Source organism: Actinoplanes siamensis (assembly GCF_016862395.1).
Taxonomy (GTDB): domain Bacteria; phylum Actinomycetota; class Actinomycetes; order Mycobacteriales; family Micromonosporaceae; genus Actinoplanes; species Actinoplanes siamensis.
Genome location: NZ_BOMW01000057.1, coordinates 1 through 19,456, shown reverse-complemented (window position 1 = coordinate 19,456; position 19,456 = coordinate 1). Strand labels below are relative to the sequence as shown.

16 protein-coding genes are annotated in these 19,456 nt (G+C 73.0%); 7 read left to right on the top strand and 9 right to left on the bottom strand.

The window, feature by feature from the left end:
* The first annotated feature begins 16 nt into the window (after positions 1-16).
* From Asi03nite_RS38610 to Asi03nite_RS27365, 3 genes are all read left to right on the top strand, one after another.
* Positions 17-694, top strand: coding sequence for a helix-turn-helix domain-containing protein (locus Asi03nite_RS38610; RefSeq protein ID WP_203683349.1), 678 nt, complete (start codon positions 17-19; stop codon positions 692-694).
* A complete protein-coding gene (locus Asi03nite_RS27370; protein ID WP_203683348.1) occupies positions 691-3,297 on the top strand; it encodes a VIT domain-containing protein in 2,607 nt (868 codons plus the stop codon). The genes Asi03nite_RS38610 and Asi03nite_RS27370 overlap by 4 nt, the downstream gene beginning before the upstream one ends.
* 349 nt (positions 3,298-3,646) lie before the next feature.
* Complete coding sequence (locus tag Asi03nite_RS27365; protein WP_203683347.1) at positions 3,647-4,576, top strand: ricin-type beta-trefoil lectin domain protein; 930 nt, start codon at positions 3,647-3,649, stop codon at positions 4,574-4,576.
* 284 nt (positions 4,577-4,860) lie between these two features.
* On the opposite strand, the gene Asi03nite_RS27360 is transcribed toward Asi03nite_RS27365, so the two are convergent.
* Entirely contained in the window at positions 4,861-5,274 is a 414-nt protein-coding gene (locus Asi03nite_RS27360) for a DUF2000 domain-containing protein (protein WP_203683346.1), read from the bottom strand.
* Here Asi03nite_RS27360 and Asi03nite_RS27355 point away from each other — a divergent pair.
* Complete coding sequence (locus Asi03nite_RS27355) at positions 5,273-6,106, top strand: helix-turn-helix transcriptional regulator (protein WP_203683345.1); 834 nt, start codon at positions 5,273-5,275, stop codon at positions 6,104-6,106. The genes Asi03nite_RS27360 and Asi03nite_RS27355 overlap by 2 nt on opposite strands.
* Positions 6,107-6,263: 157 nt before the next feature.
* On the opposite strand, the gene Asi03nite_RS27350 is transcribed toward Asi03nite_RS27355, so the two are convergent.
* From Asi03nite_RS27350 to Asi03nite_RS27330, 5 genes are all read right to left on the bottom strand, one after another.
* Positions 6,264-7,844: an amidohydrolase gene (locus Asi03nite_RS27350; RefSeq protein ID WP_203683344.1), complete on the bottom strand. Its 1,581-nt coding sequence runs from the start codon at positions 7,842-7,844 to the stop codon at positions 6,264-6,266.
* 81 nt (positions 7,845-7,925) lie between these two features.
* Positions 7,926-9,638, bottom strand: coding sequence for an L-lactate permease (locus Asi03nite_RS27345; protein WP_373872173.1), 1,713 nt, complete (start codon positions 9,636-9,638; stop codon positions 7,926-7,928).
* A 63-nt stretch (positions 9,639-9,701) separates the two neighbouring features.
* A complete protein-coding gene (locus Asi03nite_RS27340) occupies positions 9,702-12,257 on the bottom strand; it encodes a molybdopterin-dependent oxidoreductase (RefSeq protein WP_203683342.1) in 2,556 nt (851 codons plus the stop codon).
* A complete protein-coding gene (locus Asi03nite_RS27335; RefSeq protein ID WP_203683341.1) occupies positions 12,254-13,039 on the bottom strand; it encodes an FAD binding domain-containing protein in 786 nt (261 codons plus the stop codon). The genes Asi03nite_RS27340 and Asi03nite_RS27335 overlap by 4 nt, the downstream gene beginning before the upstream one ends.
* Positions 13,040-13,188: 149 nt before the next feature.
* Positions 13,189-15,093, bottom strand: a complete 1,905-nt coding sequence (locus Asi03nite_RS27330; RefSeq protein WP_203683340.1) for an ATP-binding protein — start codon at positions 15,091-15,093, stop codon at positions 13,189-13,191.
* Positions 15,094-15,557: 464 nt separating this feature from the next.
* Here Asi03nite_RS27330 and Asi03nite_RS27325 point away from each other — a divergent pair, with 464 nt between their 5' ends.
* Together Asi03nite_RS27325 and Asi03nite_RS27320 are read left to right on the top strand one after the other, a co-directional pair.
* Positions 15,558-16,196, top strand: coding sequence for a DUF6230 family protein (locus Asi03nite_RS27325; protein WP_203683339.1), 639 nt, complete (start codon positions 15,558-15,560; stop codon positions 16,194-16,196).
* Positions 16,197-16,276: 80 nt separating this feature from the next.
* A complete protein-coding gene (locus Asi03nite_RS27320; RefSeq protein WP_203683338.1) occupies positions 16,277-17,854 on the top strand; it encodes a DUF6114 domain-containing protein in 1,578 nt (525 codons plus the stop codon).
* A 45-nt stretch (positions 17,855-17,899) separates the two neighbouring features.
* Here the strand turns inward: Asi03nite_RS27320 and Asi03nite_RS27315 are convergent, their stop codons facing one another.
* Both Asi03nite_RS27315 and Asi03nite_RS27310 read right to left on the bottom strand, forming a co-directional pair.
* Positions 17,900-18,298, bottom strand: coding sequence for a DnaJ family domain-containing protein (locus tag Asi03nite_RS27315; protein ID WP_203683337.1), 399 nt, complete (start codon positions 18,296-18,298; stop codon positions 17,900-17,902).
* A 21-nt stretch (positions 18,299-18,319) separates the two neighbouring features.
* Positions 18,320-18,553: a hypothetical protein gene (locus Asi03nite_RS27310; RefSeq protein WP_203683336.1), complete on the bottom strand. Its 234-nt coding sequence runs from the start codon at positions 18,551-18,553 to the stop codon at positions 18,320-18,322.
* A gap of 24 nt (positions 18,554-18,577) precedes the next feature.
* On the opposite strand from Asi03nite_RS27310, the gene Asi03nite_RS27305 reads away from it, so the two are divergent.
* On the top strand, positions 18,578-18,847 hold the full coding sequence (locus Asi03nite_RS27305) for a DUF2277 domain-containing protein (RefSeq protein WP_203683335.1): 270 nt from the start codon (positions 18,578-18,580) through the stop codon (positions 18,845-18,847).
* 206 nt (positions 18,848-19,053) lie between these two features.
* Here Asi03nite_RS27305 and Asi03nite_RS27300 read toward each other — a convergent pair.
* Positions 19,054-19,456, bottom strand: a 403-nt coding sequence (locus tag Asi03nite_RS27300; protein ID WP_275409501.1) for a non-reducing end alpha-L-arabinofuranosidase family hydrolase, incomplete at its 5' end; no start/stop codon positions are given.

Sequence of the window (19,456 nt, the reverse complement as noted above, 5' to 3'; positions counted from 1 at the left end):
TGTCACGATTCGGGGTATGTGGACGATGGAGGAGTTGGTCGACCGGGTGCACACCGCGCTCGCCGCGGAATACTCCGGCGCGCCCAACGGCCGGGTCCGGGATCTGCCGGATCCGCGTTCGATCCGGTGGTATTCGACGATCGGCCTGGTCGACCGGCCGCTCGGCACCCGCGGGCGCAACGCCCTCTACGGGCCCCGCCACCTGCTGCAGCTCGTGGCGATCAAGCGGTTGCAGGCGGCCGGGCGCACCCTCGCCGAGATCCAGGCGGAGCTGGGCGGGGTGTCGACGGAGGCGCTCACCTCCCTGGCCCGGGTGCCGGCCGAGTTGCTCGCCGCCGAGCCACCGCCCGACCCCGGGGCCGCCCGGGGCGCTTTCTGGAAGACTCCGGCCGCCCCACCCTCGCCACCGCGGTCGACCGCCGACTGGTCGTTCCCGGCTCCCGCCCACGACCTGCCCTCCGGCGGCCCACCGGGAAGCGCCGAGGTGCCCCCACCGGCCCGCGATCCCGGCGGACTCGCCTTCGGCGGAGCCGATTCCCTGCTCACCGGAGTGCCGCTGGGCGCCGGGGTGATCCTGCTCGTGCCCGGCGCCTTCCGTCTCGACGCCACCGACCGTGCCGAGCTCGCCACCGCGGCCCGGCCCCTGCTCGACCTGCTCGCATCCCGTGGGCGCACCGATAGGAGAGATTCGTGATCATCTACGTCAATCCGATGGGTCCGAGCGAGCTGGAACGGGTCCGCGAGCTGCCGGAGTCCGGACTCGGCACGATGCGTACCGACCGGGGCAACCTCCCGCTGGACCGGCTGGACGTGCGCGCCGCGATCAGTGGCCTGGTCGCCCGCACCGAGGTGAGCGCCGAGTTCGTCAACACGCACGACACCGCCCTCGAGGCGACCTATGTCTTCCCGCTGCCCGACCGGGCCGCCGTGACCGGCATGACGATGACCGCCGACGACCGCACGGTCACCGCCGAGCTGCGCGAGCGCGGCGCCGCCCGGGAGCAGTACGACCAGGCCATCGCGACCGGCCGGCGGGCGTCGATCGCCGAGGAGGAGCGGCCCGACGTGTTCACCATGCGGGCCGGCAACATCCTGCCCGGCGAGCGGATCACCGTGCGGCTGCGGCTGGTCGGCCCGATGCCGTTCGAGGACGGCGCCGCGACCTACCGGTTCCCCCTGGTCGTCGCCCCGCGCTACCTCCCGGGCACGCCCCTGGCCGGGCCCTGGGCCGGTGACGGCCAGGCGCCGGACACCGACGCGGTGCCGGACGCGTCCCGCATCTCGCCGCCGGTGCTGCTGCCCGGATTCCCCAACCCGCTGCGGCTCTCCATCGGCGTCACCGTCGACCCGGCCGGGCTGGAGCTCGGCGAGGCTCGGTCCAGCCTGCACACCATCGCCGAGCAGGACGGGACGCTGCGGATCGCCCCCGGCGAGCGCGCCGACCGCGACTTCGTGCTACGCCTGGCGTACGCGCCGGGCGGCCAGACCGCTGTCGCGGTGCCCGACGACGAGGGTGACGAGGGCACCTACCAGGTGGTCGTGCTGCCGCCGGCCGGGACAGCGCCGCCGCGCCCCAAGGACGTGGTGCTGCTGCTCGACCGCTCCGGCAGCATGGGCGGGTGGAAGATGGTCGCCGCCCGGCGGGCCGCGGCCCGGGTCGTCGACACGCTGACCACCGCCGACCGGTTCGCCGTGCTCACCTTCGACCACCACGTGGAGCGGCCGGAGGGGCTGGAGGCAGGTCTCAGCGAGGCGACCGACCGCAACCGTTACCGCGCGGTCGAGCACCTGGCCCGCGCCGACGCCCGCGGCGGCACCGAGCTGCTCGCGCCGCTCGCCACCGGGCTCGGCCTGCTCACCGACAGCACCGGGCGGGACCGGGTGCTGGTGCTGGTCACCGACGGGCAGGTGGGCAACGAGGACCAGATCGTCCGCGAGGTCACCCCGCTGATCGGCGACACCCGGCTGCACACCATCGGCATCGACCGCGCGGTGAACGCCGGCTTCCTGGGCCGGCTCGCCGCGCTCGGCGCCGGGCGGGCCGAGCTGGTGGAGAGCGAGGATCGGCTGGACGAGGCCATGGAGCACATCCACCGCCGGATCGGCGCCCCGCTGGTCACCGGCCTGTCCATCACCGGGGACGGATTCGCGCCGCTGGACGGGACGCGGAGCCCGCTGCGGCTGCCAGGGCTCTACCCGGGGGTGCCGCTGGTGGTCACCGGGCGTTACTCGGGCGCCGCCGCGGGCAGCCTCACGGTTACCGGCCGGACCCGGGACGACCTGGAGTTCCGGACCACTGTGTCGGTCCGGGAGCGGGCCGAGACAGCGATCGCCAAGCAGTGGGCGCGGGCGCGGCTGCGGGATCTCGAGGACGCGTACACGGCCGGTGATCTCTCGTTGGAGCAGCAGATCGTGGACACGTCGCTGCGGTTCGGGGTGCTGTGCCGCTTCACGGCATACGTGGCTGTCGACGAGCGGGTGGTGAACGAGGACGGCAAGCTGCACCGGGTCACCCAGCCGGTGGAGACGCCCTCCGGATGGGAGTCCCCGGCGCCCCCGACGGCCACCGGGATGGTCCTCGCCTCGGCGTCGTCCCCGTTCCCGGACGCGGTGGCGCCGGCGCGCCCGGCCATCTTCCCGCCGATGCCTCCCCCGCCCGGGGGCCCGATCCCCGGCGCGCCGCGCTTCGCCCCGGCCAGCGCCGCCAAGATGAGCCCACGGCGGCGGGCCCAGGCCTTCGACGACGCCGACATCGTGCTGGGCTCGCCGGCCAGCCCGGCGGGGAGCGTCCCGCCTCCGGCCGCGCCGAGCGCCGGAGATGCCGCCGGGGGTCCTGCCGGCTCGCCGCCTGTCGCCGGACCTCCGACCCCGGGCGGACCCGTGTCCGCCGGACCCGCAGCCGCCGGACCCACGGCGGGTTCTCCTGCGCTTTCGGGAGCCGGCGGTGGTGGGCCGGTGCGCGGATTCGGCCGATCGCGGCGCACGTCCGCGAACGACTCCGGCGTTCCGCTCGCCGACGTCCGCGAGCTGGCGACGGTCGAGGCCGGACGGTTGCGCGACGCGGCCGACCGGCCCGGCTACGAGCGGCGTGACCTGCTGGAGGACCTGGCCAGCCGGCTCACGGTCCTGCTCACCACGCTGACCGGGGACGAGTTCGCCCCGCTGCGTGAGCTGGTCACGCTGCTCGGCGGCGACGCCTCGCTCGACGAGAAGTGGTCGGCGGCCCTCCGCGTCCTCACCGGCTTCGGCGCAGCGGAGGTGCCCCGGCCCGCTGCGAAGCCGTTCTGGAAACGGTGACCGGACCGCTGACCGGGTCGCCGCCTGCCGGGTGGCTCGGCAGGCGGGACAACTCGCTGCCGGGCAGCGTGTCAGCCTTGACAACCCACAGGCCGGGGGCAGCACCCCGACCGGGTCGACTCGCTCCGGGGTCCCGAGCGGCGACGCCGAAAGGAAAGTGAGCTGGGCAACGACCGGAGATGGGCAGGACCCGGTTCCGGGCACAGGATGGCTGCTCGGGCCGGGTGGACGCCGCTCGGACGGCGGGGTCGAACGGTGCGGCCGGGGATCAGATCGGCCGGACGGACCCCACGCGGGGTGGCGACGGCCGGTAGGTTGGTGCATCGATTGCTGACCGGGGGGTGTCTCAGTGGGTGACGAGGATTTCGGTACCGACCGGGACCCGTTGCTGGTGCGTCCGTTCCTCTCGCGGGACGACGCGCCAGGGGAGCACACCTCCTCCGAGGCCACCTGGCCGGCGGGCACCGCCTCCGACTCGCCGACACAGGTGCTGCCGGTCTTCTCCGGCGGGACCCCGGCCGGCGAGAGACCGGCTCGGCGCGGGCGGCGGCCGCTGCTGCTGGCCGGGGCCGGAGCGGTCGTCGTCGTGGTGCTGGCCCTGGTCGGCTATTTCGCGCTGAGGCCGGCTCTCGACCCCGCGCTCTCGGCCGGTCTGCCCGACCACTCGCTGCCCGCGGTCACCGGGCCGGCCACGGTTCCGCCGTCCGCCGACGGCACAGCAGCCGACGGCGGGACGGATGGCAAACCCGGGGCCGGCGCCGGTCAAACCCCGGGCGACAAGGCCACCACCCCGGCCGGCAGCGTTTCGACGACGCCGTTCGGGCCGGCCGGTTCGGCGAGTGCCAGTGCCGGGGCCGGCTCCGCCGCCTCGGCCCAGCCGGATTCGCCCGCGCTGGCCGCCTCGCCGAGGACCGGAGCCGGGTCGCTGGTCGGCGCGAACGGGCTGTGCCTCGACGTGCCGAACGCGATCCCGACCGACGAGAACCACATCCAGGTCTTCGACTGCAACCGGTCCGCCGCTCAGTTGTGGACCCTGGCCGACGACGGGACGCTGCGGGTGATGGGCCGGTGCGCGCTGGTCGTCGGCGACGACACCGTCCACCTGATCACCTGTGACCGGCGGACCACCGCTCTGTGGCGGATGACCGGCGAGGGCCAGCTGATCAACGCGGCCAACGACAAGTGCCTCACCGACCCCTCGGACGGGGCTCGTCCACACACCCGTGTCGTCGTCGTCACGTGCACCGGCAAGTCCAACCAGGTCTGGTCACTGCGCTGACCTGAGCCGACGCGCGGGCGGAGCCGGCCGCTGGCGATCATCCGGCCGCCGACGGGGCACAAAGCGCCGGCCAGGCATCGTCCGCCGGCGGTTGACGGCGCCACACGCCGGCCCGCGCCGGCCAGCCGCCCAGGCTCCCGGTGGACAAAGAGCCGGCTGGCGCCGAAAGGCGATGGAAAGCGCCGCCCGACGCGACCCAGCAGCCGAGGATGCCGGCGGGGCGACGAGACGCGGACCGCAAGCGGCTGCCGGAGCCGCCCGTCGCCACGCCGCCGGCACGGGCGTCAACTGTGCATCGACGCGCCCTTGAGAATCTTGTCGACGACGTTGCGCGGTCCGTACGCGGCGAGGCCGACGAGGTCCAGCCCGGCGGTGGGCACGGCCCGTACAGCGGCACGGTTGGCCGCGTCGTGGCCGGTCGCGAAGAGGTCCGAGGTGAAGACCGACATTCGGACGCCGCGTTCCAGCGCCTTCGCGTGCGCCGTGGTCAGCAGCTCCTTGCCGCCCTCGAACACCAGCACCGGCTGGCGGAACATCGGCAGGTACTCGACGTCGTCGCCGTCGACGTACGCCTCGCCGAGCGTCTCCGGCTCGACCGTGGCCAGCCCGGACACGAGGAACGCGGTGACGTTCAGGCGTTGCCAGACGAGCAGGTCGTCCCGGAGCAGTACAGCGATCTTGGTGGTGAATCCGGTCATGGCATCATCGTCGACCGGACGCCACCCGCGGGTCTTGTACGATTGTGACGTGCCGCCGGGGCCGTCGATCCACGCGTGGCGACCTCCGCTGGACGGCGTGGTCGAGGTGCTGCACGCCAGTTTCGGCTCACATGCCTATCCGATGCACGCCCACGACGCCTGGACGCTGCTGCTGGTCGACAACGGCGCGGTCCGCTACGACCTGGACCGGCACGAGCGCGGGGCGTACGGTCGGCTGGTCACCCTGCTGCCGCCGAAGGTTCCGCACAACGGCGCCGCGGCGGACGGGCACGGTTTCCGCAAGCGCGTCCTCTACCTGGAGCCGGCCCAGCTCCCGGACCGCCTGATCGGCGCGGCGGTGGACGAGCCCGCTCTGCTCGATCCCGGTCTGCACCGCATGATCTCCACGGTCCACCGGCTGATCCGCTCACCTGGGGACGAGCCGGCCGCGGACGACCTGCTCGCGGTGTCGCTGGAGCGCCTCCGGACCCGACTGGCGGACCATCAGGCTCCACCGCCGCACCCCGGCGCCGCCCGCAACCTGCGTGACCTGCTGGAATCACATCTGGTCGGCGGCCTCTCGCTGAGGGCGGCCTCCGGCGAGTTGCACTTCACGCCGGCCCACCTGGTCCGTTCGTTCCGCCGCGAATACGGCATGACCCCACACCAGTACGTCATCTCCCGGCGCGTCGACCTCGCCCGCCGCCTGATCCTTTCCGGCCATCCGCTGTCCGCGGTCGCGGTTCGCAGCGGCTTCTACGACCAGCCCCACCTGGTCCGCCACTTCAAGCGCATCCTCGGTGTCGTCCCGAGCAGATTCACCACCGCCTGATCCGGTACGACCGGAGCCCCGGCCAGGTCCCGTGCCACTCCGGTCGGCCCCGTGCCCGCCGGACGCGGCCGGTTGTCAGGGGTCCCTCAGCCGCCGGAGACACAGCTGACGACCGGCCGGGACAGCGCCCGACCAACGAAGCGGAAACCCCGGACGATCAGGAGCGGTGGACGATCGCGCCGGCCACCACCGTCAACGGCACCGGCGACTCGGCGAACTCGTCCGGATCCACGACCAGCGGATCGAGCCCGAACACCGACAGATCCGCGCGGAAACCCGGAGCGATCCGCCCGGCGTCCGGCAGTCCCGCCGCGGCGGCGGCCTGGGTGGTGTAGCCCTCCAGGGCCATCCGCGCTGTCAGCGCCTGCTCCGGCAGCACCGGCTCCGTCCCCGCCGCGCCCGCCGGCCGGCGCAACCGGGCGGCGGCGAGGATGCCCCGCGGGTCGAACGCAGCGATCGGCCAGTCCGAGCCAAGCGCCAGCCGAGCCCCCTGGTCCCGCAGGTCACGAGCTCGGAAGGCGCGATCGGCGCGGACCTTCCCGAGGCGCCGCGACCAGTTGTCGGTGTGGTCGGCCCGGGTGTAATGGGTGCAGTGCGTGGGCTGCATGCTCGCGGTGACGTCCAGTTCGGCGAAGCGCCCGATCAGCGAGCACGGCATCGTCTCCAGGTGTTCGATCCGGTGCGGGACCCGCAGGCGCGGCAGCCGGGCCATCGTGTCCAGCACGTAACGGATGCCGGCGTCGCCGATCGCGTGCGTCACGATCGGCACCCCCTGCCGGGCCAGAAAGCCGGCCGCCGCGCGGTATTCCGCGGGGTCCGGCCAGAAGCAGGCGGTCGACTCGCCGTGTGTGTCCGGTTCGTCGAGCCACGCCGTTCCCCCGTCCACCGTCCCGTCGATCATGAACTTGGCGCCCTCCACCCGCCAGCGGCGCCCGTGCAGCAGTTGCCGCGCCAGCACCTCGGCGAGGTCGGCGCCGGGCATCACGAACGGCGCGCACCGCCACCGCAGGGGCAGTTCGCCGTCCGCCTCCAGGGCGCGGAACAGGCCGAGCGAGTCCTCCTCGAAGTCCATGGCGTTGGCCCCGGTCAGCCCGGTCGCCGCCATCCGGTCCATCAGTTCCCGCAGCCGGGTCCGCCGGTCCGCGGGCGGGTCCGGCGGCAGGACGGCCCGGACGAGCTCGACCGCTTCGGGTTCGAGCAGGTGCCCGGTGGGCCGCCCGGCCGGGTCGCAGACGACGCTCGCGCCGGAGCGGAACTCACGCCGCCCGGTGATCCCGGCCAGTTCCAGGGCCCGCGGGCTGACCAGCGCGGAGTGCGCGTCGAACAGTCGCAGGAAGACCGGCACCTCCGGACCGACCGCCTCGATCAGCGGGGCGCAGGTGAGCGGTGCGCCCTCGAACGCGTTCGGGTCCAGGCCCCAGCCCTCGATCCAGCCGTGGTGGCGTGCGTTCCGCAACGCCGCACGGAGCGCGGGAAGCGTCCGGACGGCCGAGAGGTCCACCCCGCGGGTCAGGCCGATCCCCAGCACCGGGTGCGCGTGCCCGTCGACCAGGCCGGGCGTGATCGTGGCCGGGCCCAGGTCGAGCACCTCGGTGGCGGGACCGCGCCAGCGGCGCGCGTCGGCGCGGTCACCGAGCGCCACGATCCGGCCGCCGGCGACCGCGACGGCTGTGGGTCGCGGACCGGGCGCCAGGGTGTGGATCCGATCCGCCATCAGGATCAGGTCGGCGGCGATCATGCGAGCGCTCCTCACAGGCGGTGGCCGGGTGGTTACTTCCATGGCTACCGCCCGCGGCGCCGCGCGGTTCAACGCACTTTCTCAGCCGGCCGGGACCATCCAGTCCAGCACGGGCGTGCCCTGCAGCGTGACCAGCACGCACATGAAGAGCAGCAGGACCACGCTCCAGAGGACCACCTTGCGGAAGATGTCACCCTCCCGGCCGGCCATCCCGACCGCGCCGGCCGCGATGGCCAGGTTCTGCGGGCTGATCATCTTGCCGAGCACCCCGCCCGACGAGTTCGCCGCGGCGAGCAGCACCGGGTCCAGGCCGGCCTTCGCCGCGGTCTGCACCTGCAACGCTCCGAAGAGGGCGTTCGCCGAGGTATCGGAACCGGTCACGGCCACACCGATCCAGCCGAGGACCGAGGACAGGAAGAGGAAGACGCCCCCGGCGGTGGCGAGGAACGCGCCAAGGGTGCTGGTCTGGCCGGACTGGTTGAGCACGTAGGCGAGGGCCAGCACGGCCGTCACGGTGACGATCGGCTGGCGCAGCTCCAGACAGGTCCGGCCGTACGCCTTGACGGCCGCTCCGGGCCTGATCCGCAGCACGAACGCGGTCAGCACACCTGCGATGATCATGAGAGTGCCGGCCGCCGGCAGCCAGCCGAAGGTGAAGTTGGCCGAGGACAGCGGCTTGCCGTCGGCCCCGAGCACGTCGAGGCCGGGCCAGGCGAGGACGACGGTCCAGGGTTCGCGGGCGAGGGTGTCCTTGATCGGGCCGAGATTGGCGATCGCGAAGATGACGATGATGACGAAGTACGGGGCGTAGGCACGGGCCACCTCGGCGGCCGCGTCGGGCCGCACGACCGTCGAGGCCCCGGCAGCGGCGGGCCGCACGGTTTCCGCACGCCGGGCAGCGCCGTCGACCGCCAGCTCCGGCGTCTCGGACGGCTGCCAGACCCGCAGCAGCGCGACCACTGCCGCGGCCGCCACGAGCGACGCGACGATGTCGGTCAACGGCACCGAGATGTGGTTCGACGCCACGAACTGCCCCGCCGCGAAGACGACCCCCGCGACCAGCGCGGCGGGCCAGGTCTGCCGCACCCCGCGGCGCCCGTCGACCACCGCGACCAGCACCAGCGGCACGACGACGGCCAGGATCGGCGTCTGCCGTCCCACCATGGCGCCCAGCGTGTCCGCGTTCAGCCGCGGATCGGTGCCCGCCCCGGCGGCCACCGTCCCGAGCGTCGTGATCGGCGTGGCGAGCGCCCCGAACGCCACCGGCGCGGTGTTCGCGATCAGCGCCACCGACGCGGCCCGGATCGGCGGGAAGCCGAGCGCCATCAGCATCACCACGGTCACGGCCACCGGCGTGCCGAATCCGGCGAGCGCCTCCAGCAGCGCCCCGAAGCAGAACGCCACGATGATCGCCTGGATCCGCAGGTCCGGGCTGACCCGTTCCATCGACCGCCGCAGCACGTCGAAGTGCCCGCTCACGACGGTCAGGTGGTAGACCCAGATGGCGTTGACGACGATCCACAGGATCGGGAAGAACCCGAAAGCCGCCCCCTCGGAGGCGGAGAGCAGGGCCTGCCCGACCGGCATCGAGTAGACGGTGATCGCCACGATCAGCGCCACCACCAGCGCGACCACTCCGGCGAGCCAGGCCCGCACCCGGAACACGCCGAGCAGCAGGAAAAGCGTGAGCAGGGAGAGAACAGCGAAGATCGCCGAGAGCCCCACGGAGTCCCGGACAGGGTCGGTCACGATCTGGAACTGTTCCGCAAACAGCCGATCCGTCATCGCAGCCATCCAGAGACGTCGATCACCTTCTCCGCAATCTAGCCGCAGATCCGCCGTGAGGAAACCAGCGGCCTAACCACCTTCCTGCCGCAGGGCCTGCCAGATGCGGTCGGCGGTGAACGGCAGCTCGGTGAGCCGGATGCCGATGGCGTCGCGCAGGGCGTTGGCCAGGGCCGGGGCGACCGGGTTGTACGGGCTCTCGCTCATCGACTTCGCGCCGAGCGGCCCGATCTCGTCCCGGGTCGAGGCGAAGTGCACCTCGGTGTACGGCGTGTCGGCGAACGTGGGCAGATGGTACTGCCGGAACGTGGTCGTGGTGACCCGGCCGTTCTCGTCGAGGTCGAGGTGTTCCGCGAGGGTCGCGCCCAGCGCCTGCGCCACCCCGCCCTCGATCTGCCCACGCAGCTGCAGCGGGTTCAGCACGGTCCCGGCGTCCGCGCTGTGCACGCTGCGCAGGATCCGCAGCTCGCCGGTGTCCGGGTCGACGGCGACCCGGAACCACTGCGCGTTGAAGGCGACCGACCGCGGCGTACCGTCGAAGTGCCCGTGCCCCACCGACGACCCGGAGGTCCGCAGGTCACGCGCCGCCCGCAGCACCGCCTCGCCGGCCACCACCACACCCGTCGAGGCGAAGGCGCCCGTGTCGTGCCGGACCAGGTCGGTGTCCGACTGCCGGATCACGATCCGGTCCGGCGTGGTGCCGAGTTCGTCCGCGGCGATCTGAGCGTGCACGGTGGTGCTCCCGTTGCCGAACTCCGCGGTTCCGACGGACAGCTCGTACCGGCCCGCGCCGAGCGCCCGGATCGTCGCGTCGGCGAAGTGCCCGCCCGGCGGCCCGGCGGCGATCATCGCGATCGCCATGCCCTCGCCGGCCAGCCAACCCGCCGGCGCCTCGTCCCCGGTGTCCCGGCACCGGCGCATCCGCTCCAGGCACTGGTCCAGCCCGTACGAGGCGATCCCGAGATCGTCCACGTGATCGCCGGGGGCGGTCAGGTCTTCCCCGGGCCGGACCACGTTGCGCGACCGGAACGTGACCGGGTCCATCCCGATCAGCCGGGCCAGCTCGTCCAGCGCGGACTCCACAGCGAAGGTCACCTGGCCCAGCCCGTAGCCACGGAACGCCCCGGCCGGCACGGTGTTGGTGTAGACGGCGCGCGCGTCGGTCCGCATGTTGGCGCACCGGTACACCGCCACCGACTCGTGGCATCCGTGGAACATCACCGACGGCCCGTGGTTGCCGTACGCCCCGGTGTCCACCAGCACGTCCAACTGCAGCGCGGTGAGCGTGCCGTCCCGCCGGGCCCCGGCCTTGACGGTCACCGCGAACGGATGCCGGGTGGTCGCCCCGCAGAACTGCTCCGGCCGGGTGAACTCCCATCTCACCGGCCGCCCGGTGCGCAGCACCGCCAGCGCCACCAGGTCCTCGGCAAGCATCTCCTGCTTGCCGCCGAACCCGCCGCCGACCCGCCCGGCGAGCACCCGGACCCGCTGCAGCGGCAGGTCGAACAGCTCGGCCACGGCGCGGCGGGTCAGGAACGGCGTCTGGGTGCTCGACCGGATGACCAGCCGCCCGTCCTCGTCGAGCCACCCGACCGCCCCGTGCGTCTCGAGCGCCGCGTGCTGCGCCCGCCCGGTACGGAAGGTCGCCTCGTACACCTGGTCGGCGGCCGCGAACCCGGCCGAGACGTCACCGAGCGAGGCGTGCAGTTCGCCGACCACGTTCCGGTCGGTCTTGTCGCCGTGCACCAGGGGCGCGTCCGGGGAAAGGGCCAGAACCGGATCGAGTACGGCCGGCAGCACCCGGTACTCGACACGCAGCCGGCGGCACGCCTCCTCGGCGGCGGCCTCACTGTCGGCCACCACGGCCGCCACGCGCTGCCCCGCGAACCGCACCACGTCGTCGAGCACCCGGGTGTCGGCCGGATCCTCGGCCGGGTTCTCGTGCCGGGCTGTGGAGAACAGCCGGTCCGGCGAGTCCCGGTGGGTCAGGATCAGCTCGACGCCGGGCACCCGGGCGGCCTCCGCGGTGTCCACCGAAACGATCCGCGCGTGGGCGTGCGGCGACCGCAGCACCTTGAGGTGCAGCACCCCGGGCACGTCCACGTCGAAGGTGAACCGGGCGGTCCCGGTGACGATCCGCGGACCGGCCGGCGCGCCCAGCGCGGCGCCGACCGCGTGTCCCGGGCGCGGATCGTCGACGTGCGAGACGCCCGCGACGGCGTCCGCGACGGCGCGGTAGCCGGTGCACCGGCACAGGTTGCCCATCAGCGTGCGGGGCAGGTCGGCCAGCTGCGCCCCGGTGAGCGCGGCAGTGGTCATGACCAGTCCGGCCGTACAGAATCCGCATTGGAATCCCTGCGCGGCCAGGAACGAACGCTGCACCGGATGCAGGTCGTCCCCGTCCGCGAGCCCCTCGACGGTGATCACCGAGCGGCCCTGCGCGCGGAAGGCCGGATAGACGCAGGAGTGCACCGGCTCGCCGTCCACGTGCACCGTGCACGCCCCGCAGTCGCCGGCGTCGCAGCCCTTCTTGACCCCGAAGCAGCCCTCCTCCCGCAGGTAGGTCCGCAGGCACTGGCCGGGGCGGGGCGCACGCCCGTGGGCGACGCCGTTGATCCGCACGCTCATCCGCTCAGCTCCGTCCTGATCTGCTCGGCGTAATGCCTGGTCAGATGCGCTCGCCAGGCCGGCTGTCCGTGCACGTCGTCGACGAAGGCGGCCGGGTCGATGACGTCCAGCGCGCCGGCGAGCTGCGCCGCCGAGGGTGGCGCGCCGAAGCGGAAGACCCAGGGCCGGTGGGTGGCCGCCGTGACCGTCAGCACCAGGCCGCCTCCGGGCAGGGCCCGGCCGATCAGCAGGACCGCGGAGCGCCCGTGCCGGTGCAGCGAGCCCCGCCGGAACGCCGTCCGCGCCCGCAGAGCCGCCGCCGGCAGGAAGACCGACCGCAGCAGCTCGCCGTCCCGCAGCACGGTACGGCCCGCGCCGGTCACGAAGTCCGCGACCGCGACCTCGCGCCGGGAGGCCGGGCCGAGCAGCGTGCACACCCCGTCCAGGGCGGCGCCCAGCGAGATCATCGGCCCGGCCGGCAACGCGGCGCACAGGTTCCCGCCCACCGTGGCGACGTGCAGGATCTTGAACGAGGCCAGGAACGAGCGGCAGCACTGCGCCACGACGCCGGATCCGGGCAGGAGCGCCGGCAGCGCCGCCACCGTGCAGGTCGCGGCGATCTCCACGCCGTCCGCACGCGCGGTCAGCGCCGGCCACCCCGCCGACGGCAGGTCGAGGAGCCGGGAGATCTCCGGCCGGGGCTCGCCGAACAGCGCCGTCCCGCCGCCGAGCCAGGCGTCCCCCGGCCGCCACATCCCCGGCCCGGCCGGGCTGACGACTTCGGTGACCGTGTGCAGGTCCACGTTCGCACGCTACGCGCCGCGTGTTTCCGATCCTGGAATTCCCCGAGTCGGGAAGTGACCGGGACCTGCTGCGTGCCCGGCTCGGGACCTTCGGCCCTGACCGGCGGATACCGGCTGGTCAAGCGCTCAGCGGGACGCGCTCACCGTGGTCAGGATGCCGGGACCGGCACCGGGACGGGCGCCGGCACGGCCGGCAGGGTGACGGTGAACGTGGTGCCCCGGCCGACCACCGACGACACCGCGATGCCGCCACCGTGGTCGCGGACGATGTCCCGGACGATCGCCAGCCCCAGCCCGGGACCCTGCACCGCCTGGTCCATCGCGTTGCCGGCCCGGTGGAACGGGGTGAACAACCCGGGCACGTCCTCGGGCGGGATGCCGATGCCGGTGTCGGTGACGGCGACCGTGACGTTCTGCTCGTCGGCGCCGCACCGCCAGCTCACGCTGCCGCCGGCCGGGGTGAACTTGATCGCGTTCTCCAGCAGCTTGCGCAGCGCCCGCTGCAGCTGGGTCCGGTCCCCGCGCACCCAGGCCGGCTCGGCGTCGAGGCTCATCGTGAGCTCCTTGGCCGCGGCGGCCGCGCCCAGCTCGGCGTGCACGGCGGCGGCGACCGCGGCCAGGTCGAGCGGTTCGGTGACCGCCTCCGCCCCGGTCGCCGGGCGGTCGAGCAGCAGCAGGTCGTTGATGGTGTCCATGAGCCGGTGAGCGTTGCGCAGGATGGCCGCGAGCGACCGCCTCCGCAGCGGGTCCTGCTCGTCCTCCTCGTCGGCGAGGATCTCGGTGTAGCCGAGGATGCTGGTCAGCGGGGTGCGCAGCTCGTGCGTGACGGTCTGGATGAAGACGTCCTTGCGCTGGTCGAGCATCCGCAGCTCGCCGATCAGCAGGTCCTGCTGCACCCGCACGCCGGCCTGCCGTAGCGCCCGCTCGATCTCCCTCCCCACGCTGGCCAGCAGCCGGTGCTCCGGTTCGGTGAACTCGGGCAGGAAGTCCCGTACCACCAGCAGATAGCCGCCGGGACACGCGCTGTCCCCGCCCACCGCGACGGCCAGGCCGCCGGCGCAGGGCACCGGCCGGCCCGGCGGCACCTCCCGGACGGCCGTCAGGTCCAGCTCCGGCGCCGTCTCCGGCCAGCGCGTGGTGACCCGGCCGGTGCCGGGCACGAACAGCTCGCCGTAGACCGCGTCGGCGGCCAACGCGCCGGCGATCCGGGCGACCACGCGGTGCCCGACGGTCGCCGGGTCGGCGTCCTCCCGCTGCAGCTCCCCGACGACCGCCTGGCAGAGCCAGGCGCGGGCGGTCCGGGCCTGCTCGGCGGCGAGATGCTCCTCGGTCTGCGCGGCAAGATCATTGAGAGCCTGGGTGACCGTACGCAGCTCCGCCGCCCCGGCCGGCTCGGCGCGTACCGAGCGGTCCCCGGTGGTCAGCTGCCGGATCGTGTCGCCGACCCGGGCCAGCGGCACCAGCAGCTGCCGGCGGGTGGTCCGGACCAGCAGATAGCCGGCCGCGAGGACGGCCAGCACCAGCACCACGGACGTGATCGTGAGCAGGCGTTCCGTGCCGCGGTGGCGGCCCTGCTCGGCGTGCTGCTCGGCGGCGAGCGCGTCGTCGGCGGCCGCGTTGGCCGCGCGGAACCGGTCGAAGAGCTGCTTGCCGAGCGTCTCGTCCGGGTCGTGCCCGTCGGCGGCCGGCCCGGCGTACTGGCCCAGCCAGGCCGCGGCCGCCTGCCGTTCGGCCTCGACCAGCTCCCGCGCGTGCGTGCTGCGGGCCTCCTCGGCGGCCCGGACCAACCGGGTGAGAGCGTCGGCGCGGCCGCTCTGGTACGGCTCCAGGAACAGCCGCTCGCCGGTGAGCTGGTAACCACGGATCCCGGTCTCCGCGTCGGTCATCCCCTGCAGGGCCCCCCGGTTCGCCGCACGCCCGGCGGCGATCCGGTCGGCACGCCTGTCATGGTCGGCCCGCACGCGTGCGCCGATCCCGAACTGCACCGCGAGGAATGCCGTGAACAGCACCAGCAGAGCGGCGAAGCCCAGGTTGAGCCGGCGCTGCAGTCTCATCGGCGGCGCTCCTCGGCGACAATCATGCTCCTCACATCGGCAGGTGGCGGGGAGCGGATGAGGCGGCCCGGCCATTCGGTGGAGATCAACATCCGCCGAACAGCGCGAAAGGCGTTTACTGAGAGATCCCTGGATTTCGTTACCGATCCGTAATCGATGACACCTCCTATACCTGTGGTTACCGCCACACTCGCGATCCTCGGCCGATTGTCCGCTTCGTGCCCGAAAAATCGGACACCGTGGACAGCTACCTTACTGAGCGTAGCCATGATCAAGTGACGTGGGTTACTGACTAGTAGCAACGGCCCTTGTAGTCCCCGTGCGGGGGCGGCAACATTTCCCGGACGTTACAACAACGGCATCGACTCGCCTCACTGTCGACGGCTGGCCGAGGTTTCGCCCGTCGATGCGAGCCATCGACAGGGTGGCCGGGACAGCTGTCAACACTTTCTATAGGAGGATCCGTGGAGGATTCGCAGAGCGTTCCGGCCGCCGGGCGCACCAACTGGCGCCGGTTCGCCGTCGCGGTGGGCGTGCCCACCGCCGTGGCCACCGGTCTGGTCGTCGCGCTCCAGACGGGCGCGCTGGCCGCCAACTTCGTGATTTCCGGCTCCCAGTTCAAGCTGTCGGCCGCCACGCTCGATGGCGATGGCTTCACGCAGTACAGCGGCACCCTGAAGGACGGCAAGGGGAACTACATCCCGGCTGCCATGTCCGGCATCTCCAGCGCCACGCTCACCAGCCTGTGCCAGTCCGTCGCGGCCGACACCCCGCTGGGCACGATCACCCTGCAGATCAAGGCGGCCACCGACGTCAAGGACGACGCGTCCGACGACAAGAAGGTCCAGGCCTCGAACCTGCTGATCGGCATGTCCGAGCTCAGTGGCGACGCGACCTTCACCAACATCGAGATCGGCAACGACGCCGGCAGCCTCTCCAAGGCCGGCGCCGCCAAGGGTGAGGTCGGCGGCTTCGGCCAGCAGGCCGACCACGTGACCATCCACGGCCTCAAGCAGCGGGCGTACTCGACGTCGGCCTCGACGTTCAAGCTCACCGGCATGAGCCTCAAGCTGCTCCGCGGCTCCGGCAACGAGTGCTACTGATCTAGCTGTTCCGGGGCTCGCGGGGCACGTTTCCGCGAGCCCCGCCCGTTGTGATCGTGAAAGAAAGTTCTGGAGGACGAGTGTCGACGGACGATTTCTGGAGCAGGTTCCGCCGGTGGCGGCGGACGCGGCCGTTCTGGGGCGGCCTGTTCCTCCTGCTGTCCGGGTTGGAGTTCTTCTGGAGCTCGAACATGGACCTCGCGAACATCCAGATTCACATCGGCCCGCAGGGCTTCCTCTCCTACCTGCTGCCGATCCTGATGCTGATCTGCGGCGCGCTGGTCTGGCTCACCCCGGCGCAGCGGGTGTTCTACGGCATCATCGGGCTGCTCGCCGCGCTCTACTCGTTCATCGGCCTGAACCTGGGCGGCTGGTTCATCGGCATGTTCCTCGGCATCGTCGGCGGGGCGCTCGCGCTGGCCTGGACGATGCCGCAGGCCCGGCCCGGCCTCCGGCCGCCGGGCCCGCTGGACGCCTCCGGCCCGGACAACTCCGCGGACGGCCCGGCCGACCCGACCGAGCCGATCGAGATCGCCGGCCATGACGACCGGCCCGCCGCGGTGCGCGCCCCGGTGGTGAGCGACTCCAGCATCCTGCCCGGCTTCGAGGAGCCGCGCACCGAGCCGCCCGGCCCGGCCCGGAGCGGCCCCGGAGAGACCCGTTCCGAGCTGCCCGGCCGGGGCGTCAACCGCAAGGCGCTGGCGATCATCGTGGTGCCGGCGGTCCTCGGCGCCACCGTGCTGATCGGCAGCCGCCTGCCGGCCAGCGCCGACGACTGCCCCGAGGGCCTGCCCTCGATCAAAACCACGTCCAGCGCGTCGCCCGCCCGGAAGAGCTCGCCGGCCACGCCGGCCACCACCAAACCCGGGGCCAAGGCCACCACCACCGCCCCGGCCGCATCGACCGCGACCTCGGCTCCGGCGTCCCCCAACCCCTCCCCCAAGGCCGACGAACCGAACCCGGTCCTCGATGGCCTGCACAACGTGGTCGACGGCGTCGGCAACCTGCTCGGCATCGGCGACGACGAGGAGTCGCCCGCTCCGAGCGAGTCGCCGTCGGCGTCGGCGACCGGCCCGGCCGCCGCGGAGCCGACCGCCACCAGGACCACCGCTCCGGCCACCGCCCCGGCCGGCGGCGGCAAGACCACCCGCGCGACCAGCGCCCCGGCCGAGGCCAGCAGCGCGGCCGCCACCGGCGACGTCATCCCGTGCCTCGGCGCCCGCCAGGAGGGCCTGGTGGCCGACGGCGCCGTCCCGAAGTCGGCGATCAAGCCGGGCATCATGAAGGTCGACTCGCTCACCATGTACAACTCGACCTACGAGGGCGTCGCCGACGTGCCCACCCAGAACGGCGTGCTCAAGTCGCTCCAGTTCAACATGGAGAAGGCGGTCAACAGGCCGTTCAGCCTCACCATCGACGAGCCCGGCGACGCGGTCACCACGATCAGGAGCAGTGTCCTGACCACCACGGGCAACGTCCGCTTCTACACGCCGAAGATGACGGGCAACCTGTTCGGCGTGATCCCGGTGACCTTCACCCCGGAGCAGCCGCCGCCGCTGACCCTGCCGATCCTCTGGTTCACCAACGTGACCATCGACCTGGCGTTCGTCAGCTGTGACACGCTCACCGCGGAGCCCCTCCAGGTGGTCGAGAGCTGAACCCGGACCTCTCCTGAAACGGCCCCTCCGCCGGGCCGTTTCTGATCAGCGCCGGCCGGCCTTGCGGGCCTGCCAGGCGGCGGCCACCGCGTCGGCGTCGAACGGGGGCAGGATCACCGGCGGGCCGTCCAGGTGCCCGCGGCGCGCTTGGTCGATCCGCGCGTTGAGGCCGGCGACGTGCTCGCGGACGTCCCGCTCGGTGTGCAGTCGGTCGACGGCCGTCTCGAGGTCCTCGGCGGCCCGGCGCAACGCCAGCGTCGGCGGGATCACCCCGGCCGTGGCCCCTTCCCGGCGGAGCCAGTCCTTGACCCACCAGTCCTCGTCGTACTCCTCGCCGTACCCGGCGAGCGGCTTTCCCGCCCCGGACAGGTTCTCGAACTCGCCCCGCTCGGTGGCCTCACGTAGTTGACGGTCGATGGAAGTCTCGTACCGGTACGCTCCCATCCGGCAAGATTACTGCGCGGGTCAGGCCGAGGCGGGCTCGTGCCAGCGGATCGTCCCCTTGCCGGAGGCCTTCGCGGCGTACATCGCGGTGTCCGCCCGGCGCAGCAGCGCACCGACGCCGCCGGCCGGCCCTTGCGCGCGGCAACGCCAGCCCGATCCGGCCGCCGACGGTAACCTGGCGCCGCGCACCGCCGGGGCCGTGTTCCCGGCGGGCGTCTTCGGACCGCCGAGTATGGCATAGGTTCTTGACGACATCCGGCAACCGCGAAGGAGCCGACCGTGTGCCGCAACATTCACCAACTACACAACTTCGAGCCGCCGGCGACGCACGACGAGGTGCAGGCCGCCGCGCTGCAGTACGTCCGCAAGGTGGCCGGGACGACGCGGCCGGCGCAGGCGAACCAGGCGGTGTTCGACCAGGCGGTCGCGGCGGTCGCGGCGGCCACCCAGGCCCTGCTGGACGGGCTGGTGACGACGGCGCCGCCCAAGGATCGCGAGGTGGAGGCGGCCAAGGCGCGGGCCCGGGCGGAGCGGCGGTACGCGTCCTGATCCTCCAGCAGGACGTCGGAGGAGACCGTGTGGTAGCGCCAGCTCAGGTCGCCCAGCGGCGAGAACGGCTCGGCGTGCCCGTACGCCAGAAATGGAAGTCCGGCCCTTTTCCGAAAGGGCGCCTCGTCACGCCGGCCCGGCGCACTCGGCTTGATCGCCGAGCGCGCCGGGCCGACACCCCACCGATGTTGGTCTTCGAGTGGCGCTCAGCGCTGCAGGGTGAGCAGGCCCGGACGCCAGGGCAGCTGGTCGTAGGGACCGCCGGCGCTCGGGTTCTTGCCCTGGTAGAGCAACTGCAGGTGGCACGGGTCGACGGTCATCGTCTGATCCGGGTTGGTGCGCACCAGGTCACCGTGACTGATGTCGTTGGTCCAGGTGGCGCCGCTGTTCGCCGCGCCGGCGAACGGGTTGCTCTCGCTGGCGGCCTGCGGCGTCCACGACCCGTTGAGGCTGCTGGCCGTGAACGAGCGGAAGTAGCGGCCCCGGCTCCCGATCGCTTCGACGATCATCAGGTACTGGTTCTGGCCCTGCACCTTGTAGACCTGGACGGCCTCGAACAGGTTGTTCGTCGAGTCGCTCATGATCGTGGTGTAGGAGGAGCCGAAGTTA

Coding starts and splice junctions, on each gene's coding strand:
- Asi03nite_RS38610 (WP_203683349.1), top strand. CDS start 17: ATGTGGACGATGGAGGAGTTGGTCGACCGGGTGCACACCGCGCTCGCC.
- Asi03nite_RS27355 (WP_203683345.1), top strand. CDS start 5,273: ATGGCATCATCGTCGACCGGACGCCACCCGCGGGTCTTGTACGATTGT.
- Asi03nite_RS27360 (WP_203683346.1), bottom strand. CDS start 5,274: ATGACCGGATTCACCACCAAGATCGCTGTACTGCTCCGGGACGACCTG.
- Asi03nite_RS27350 (WP_203683344.1), bottom strand. CDS start 7,844: ATGATCGCCGCCGACCTGATCCTGATGGCGGATCGGATCCACACCCTG.
- Asi03nite_RS27345 (WP_373872173.1), bottom strand. CDS start 9,638: ATGGCTGCGATGACGGATCGGCTGTTTGCGGAACAGTTCCAGATCGTG.
- Asi03nite_RS27340 (WP_203683342.1), bottom strand. CDS start 12,257: ATGAGCGTGCGGATCAACGGCGTCGCCCACGGGCGTGCGCCCCGCCCC.
- Asi03nite_RS27330 (WP_203683340.1), bottom strand. CDS start 15,093: ATGAGACTGCAGCGCCGGCTCAACCTGGGCTTCGCCGCTCTGCTGGTG.
- Asi03nite_RS27315 (WP_203683337.1), bottom strand. CDS start 18,298: ATGGGAGCGTACCGGTACGAGACTTCCATCGACCGTCAACTACGTGAG.
- Asi03nite_RS27310 (WP_203683336.1), bottom strand. CDS start 18,553: ATGTCGTCAAGAACCTATGCCATACTCGGCGGTCCGAAGACGCCCGCC.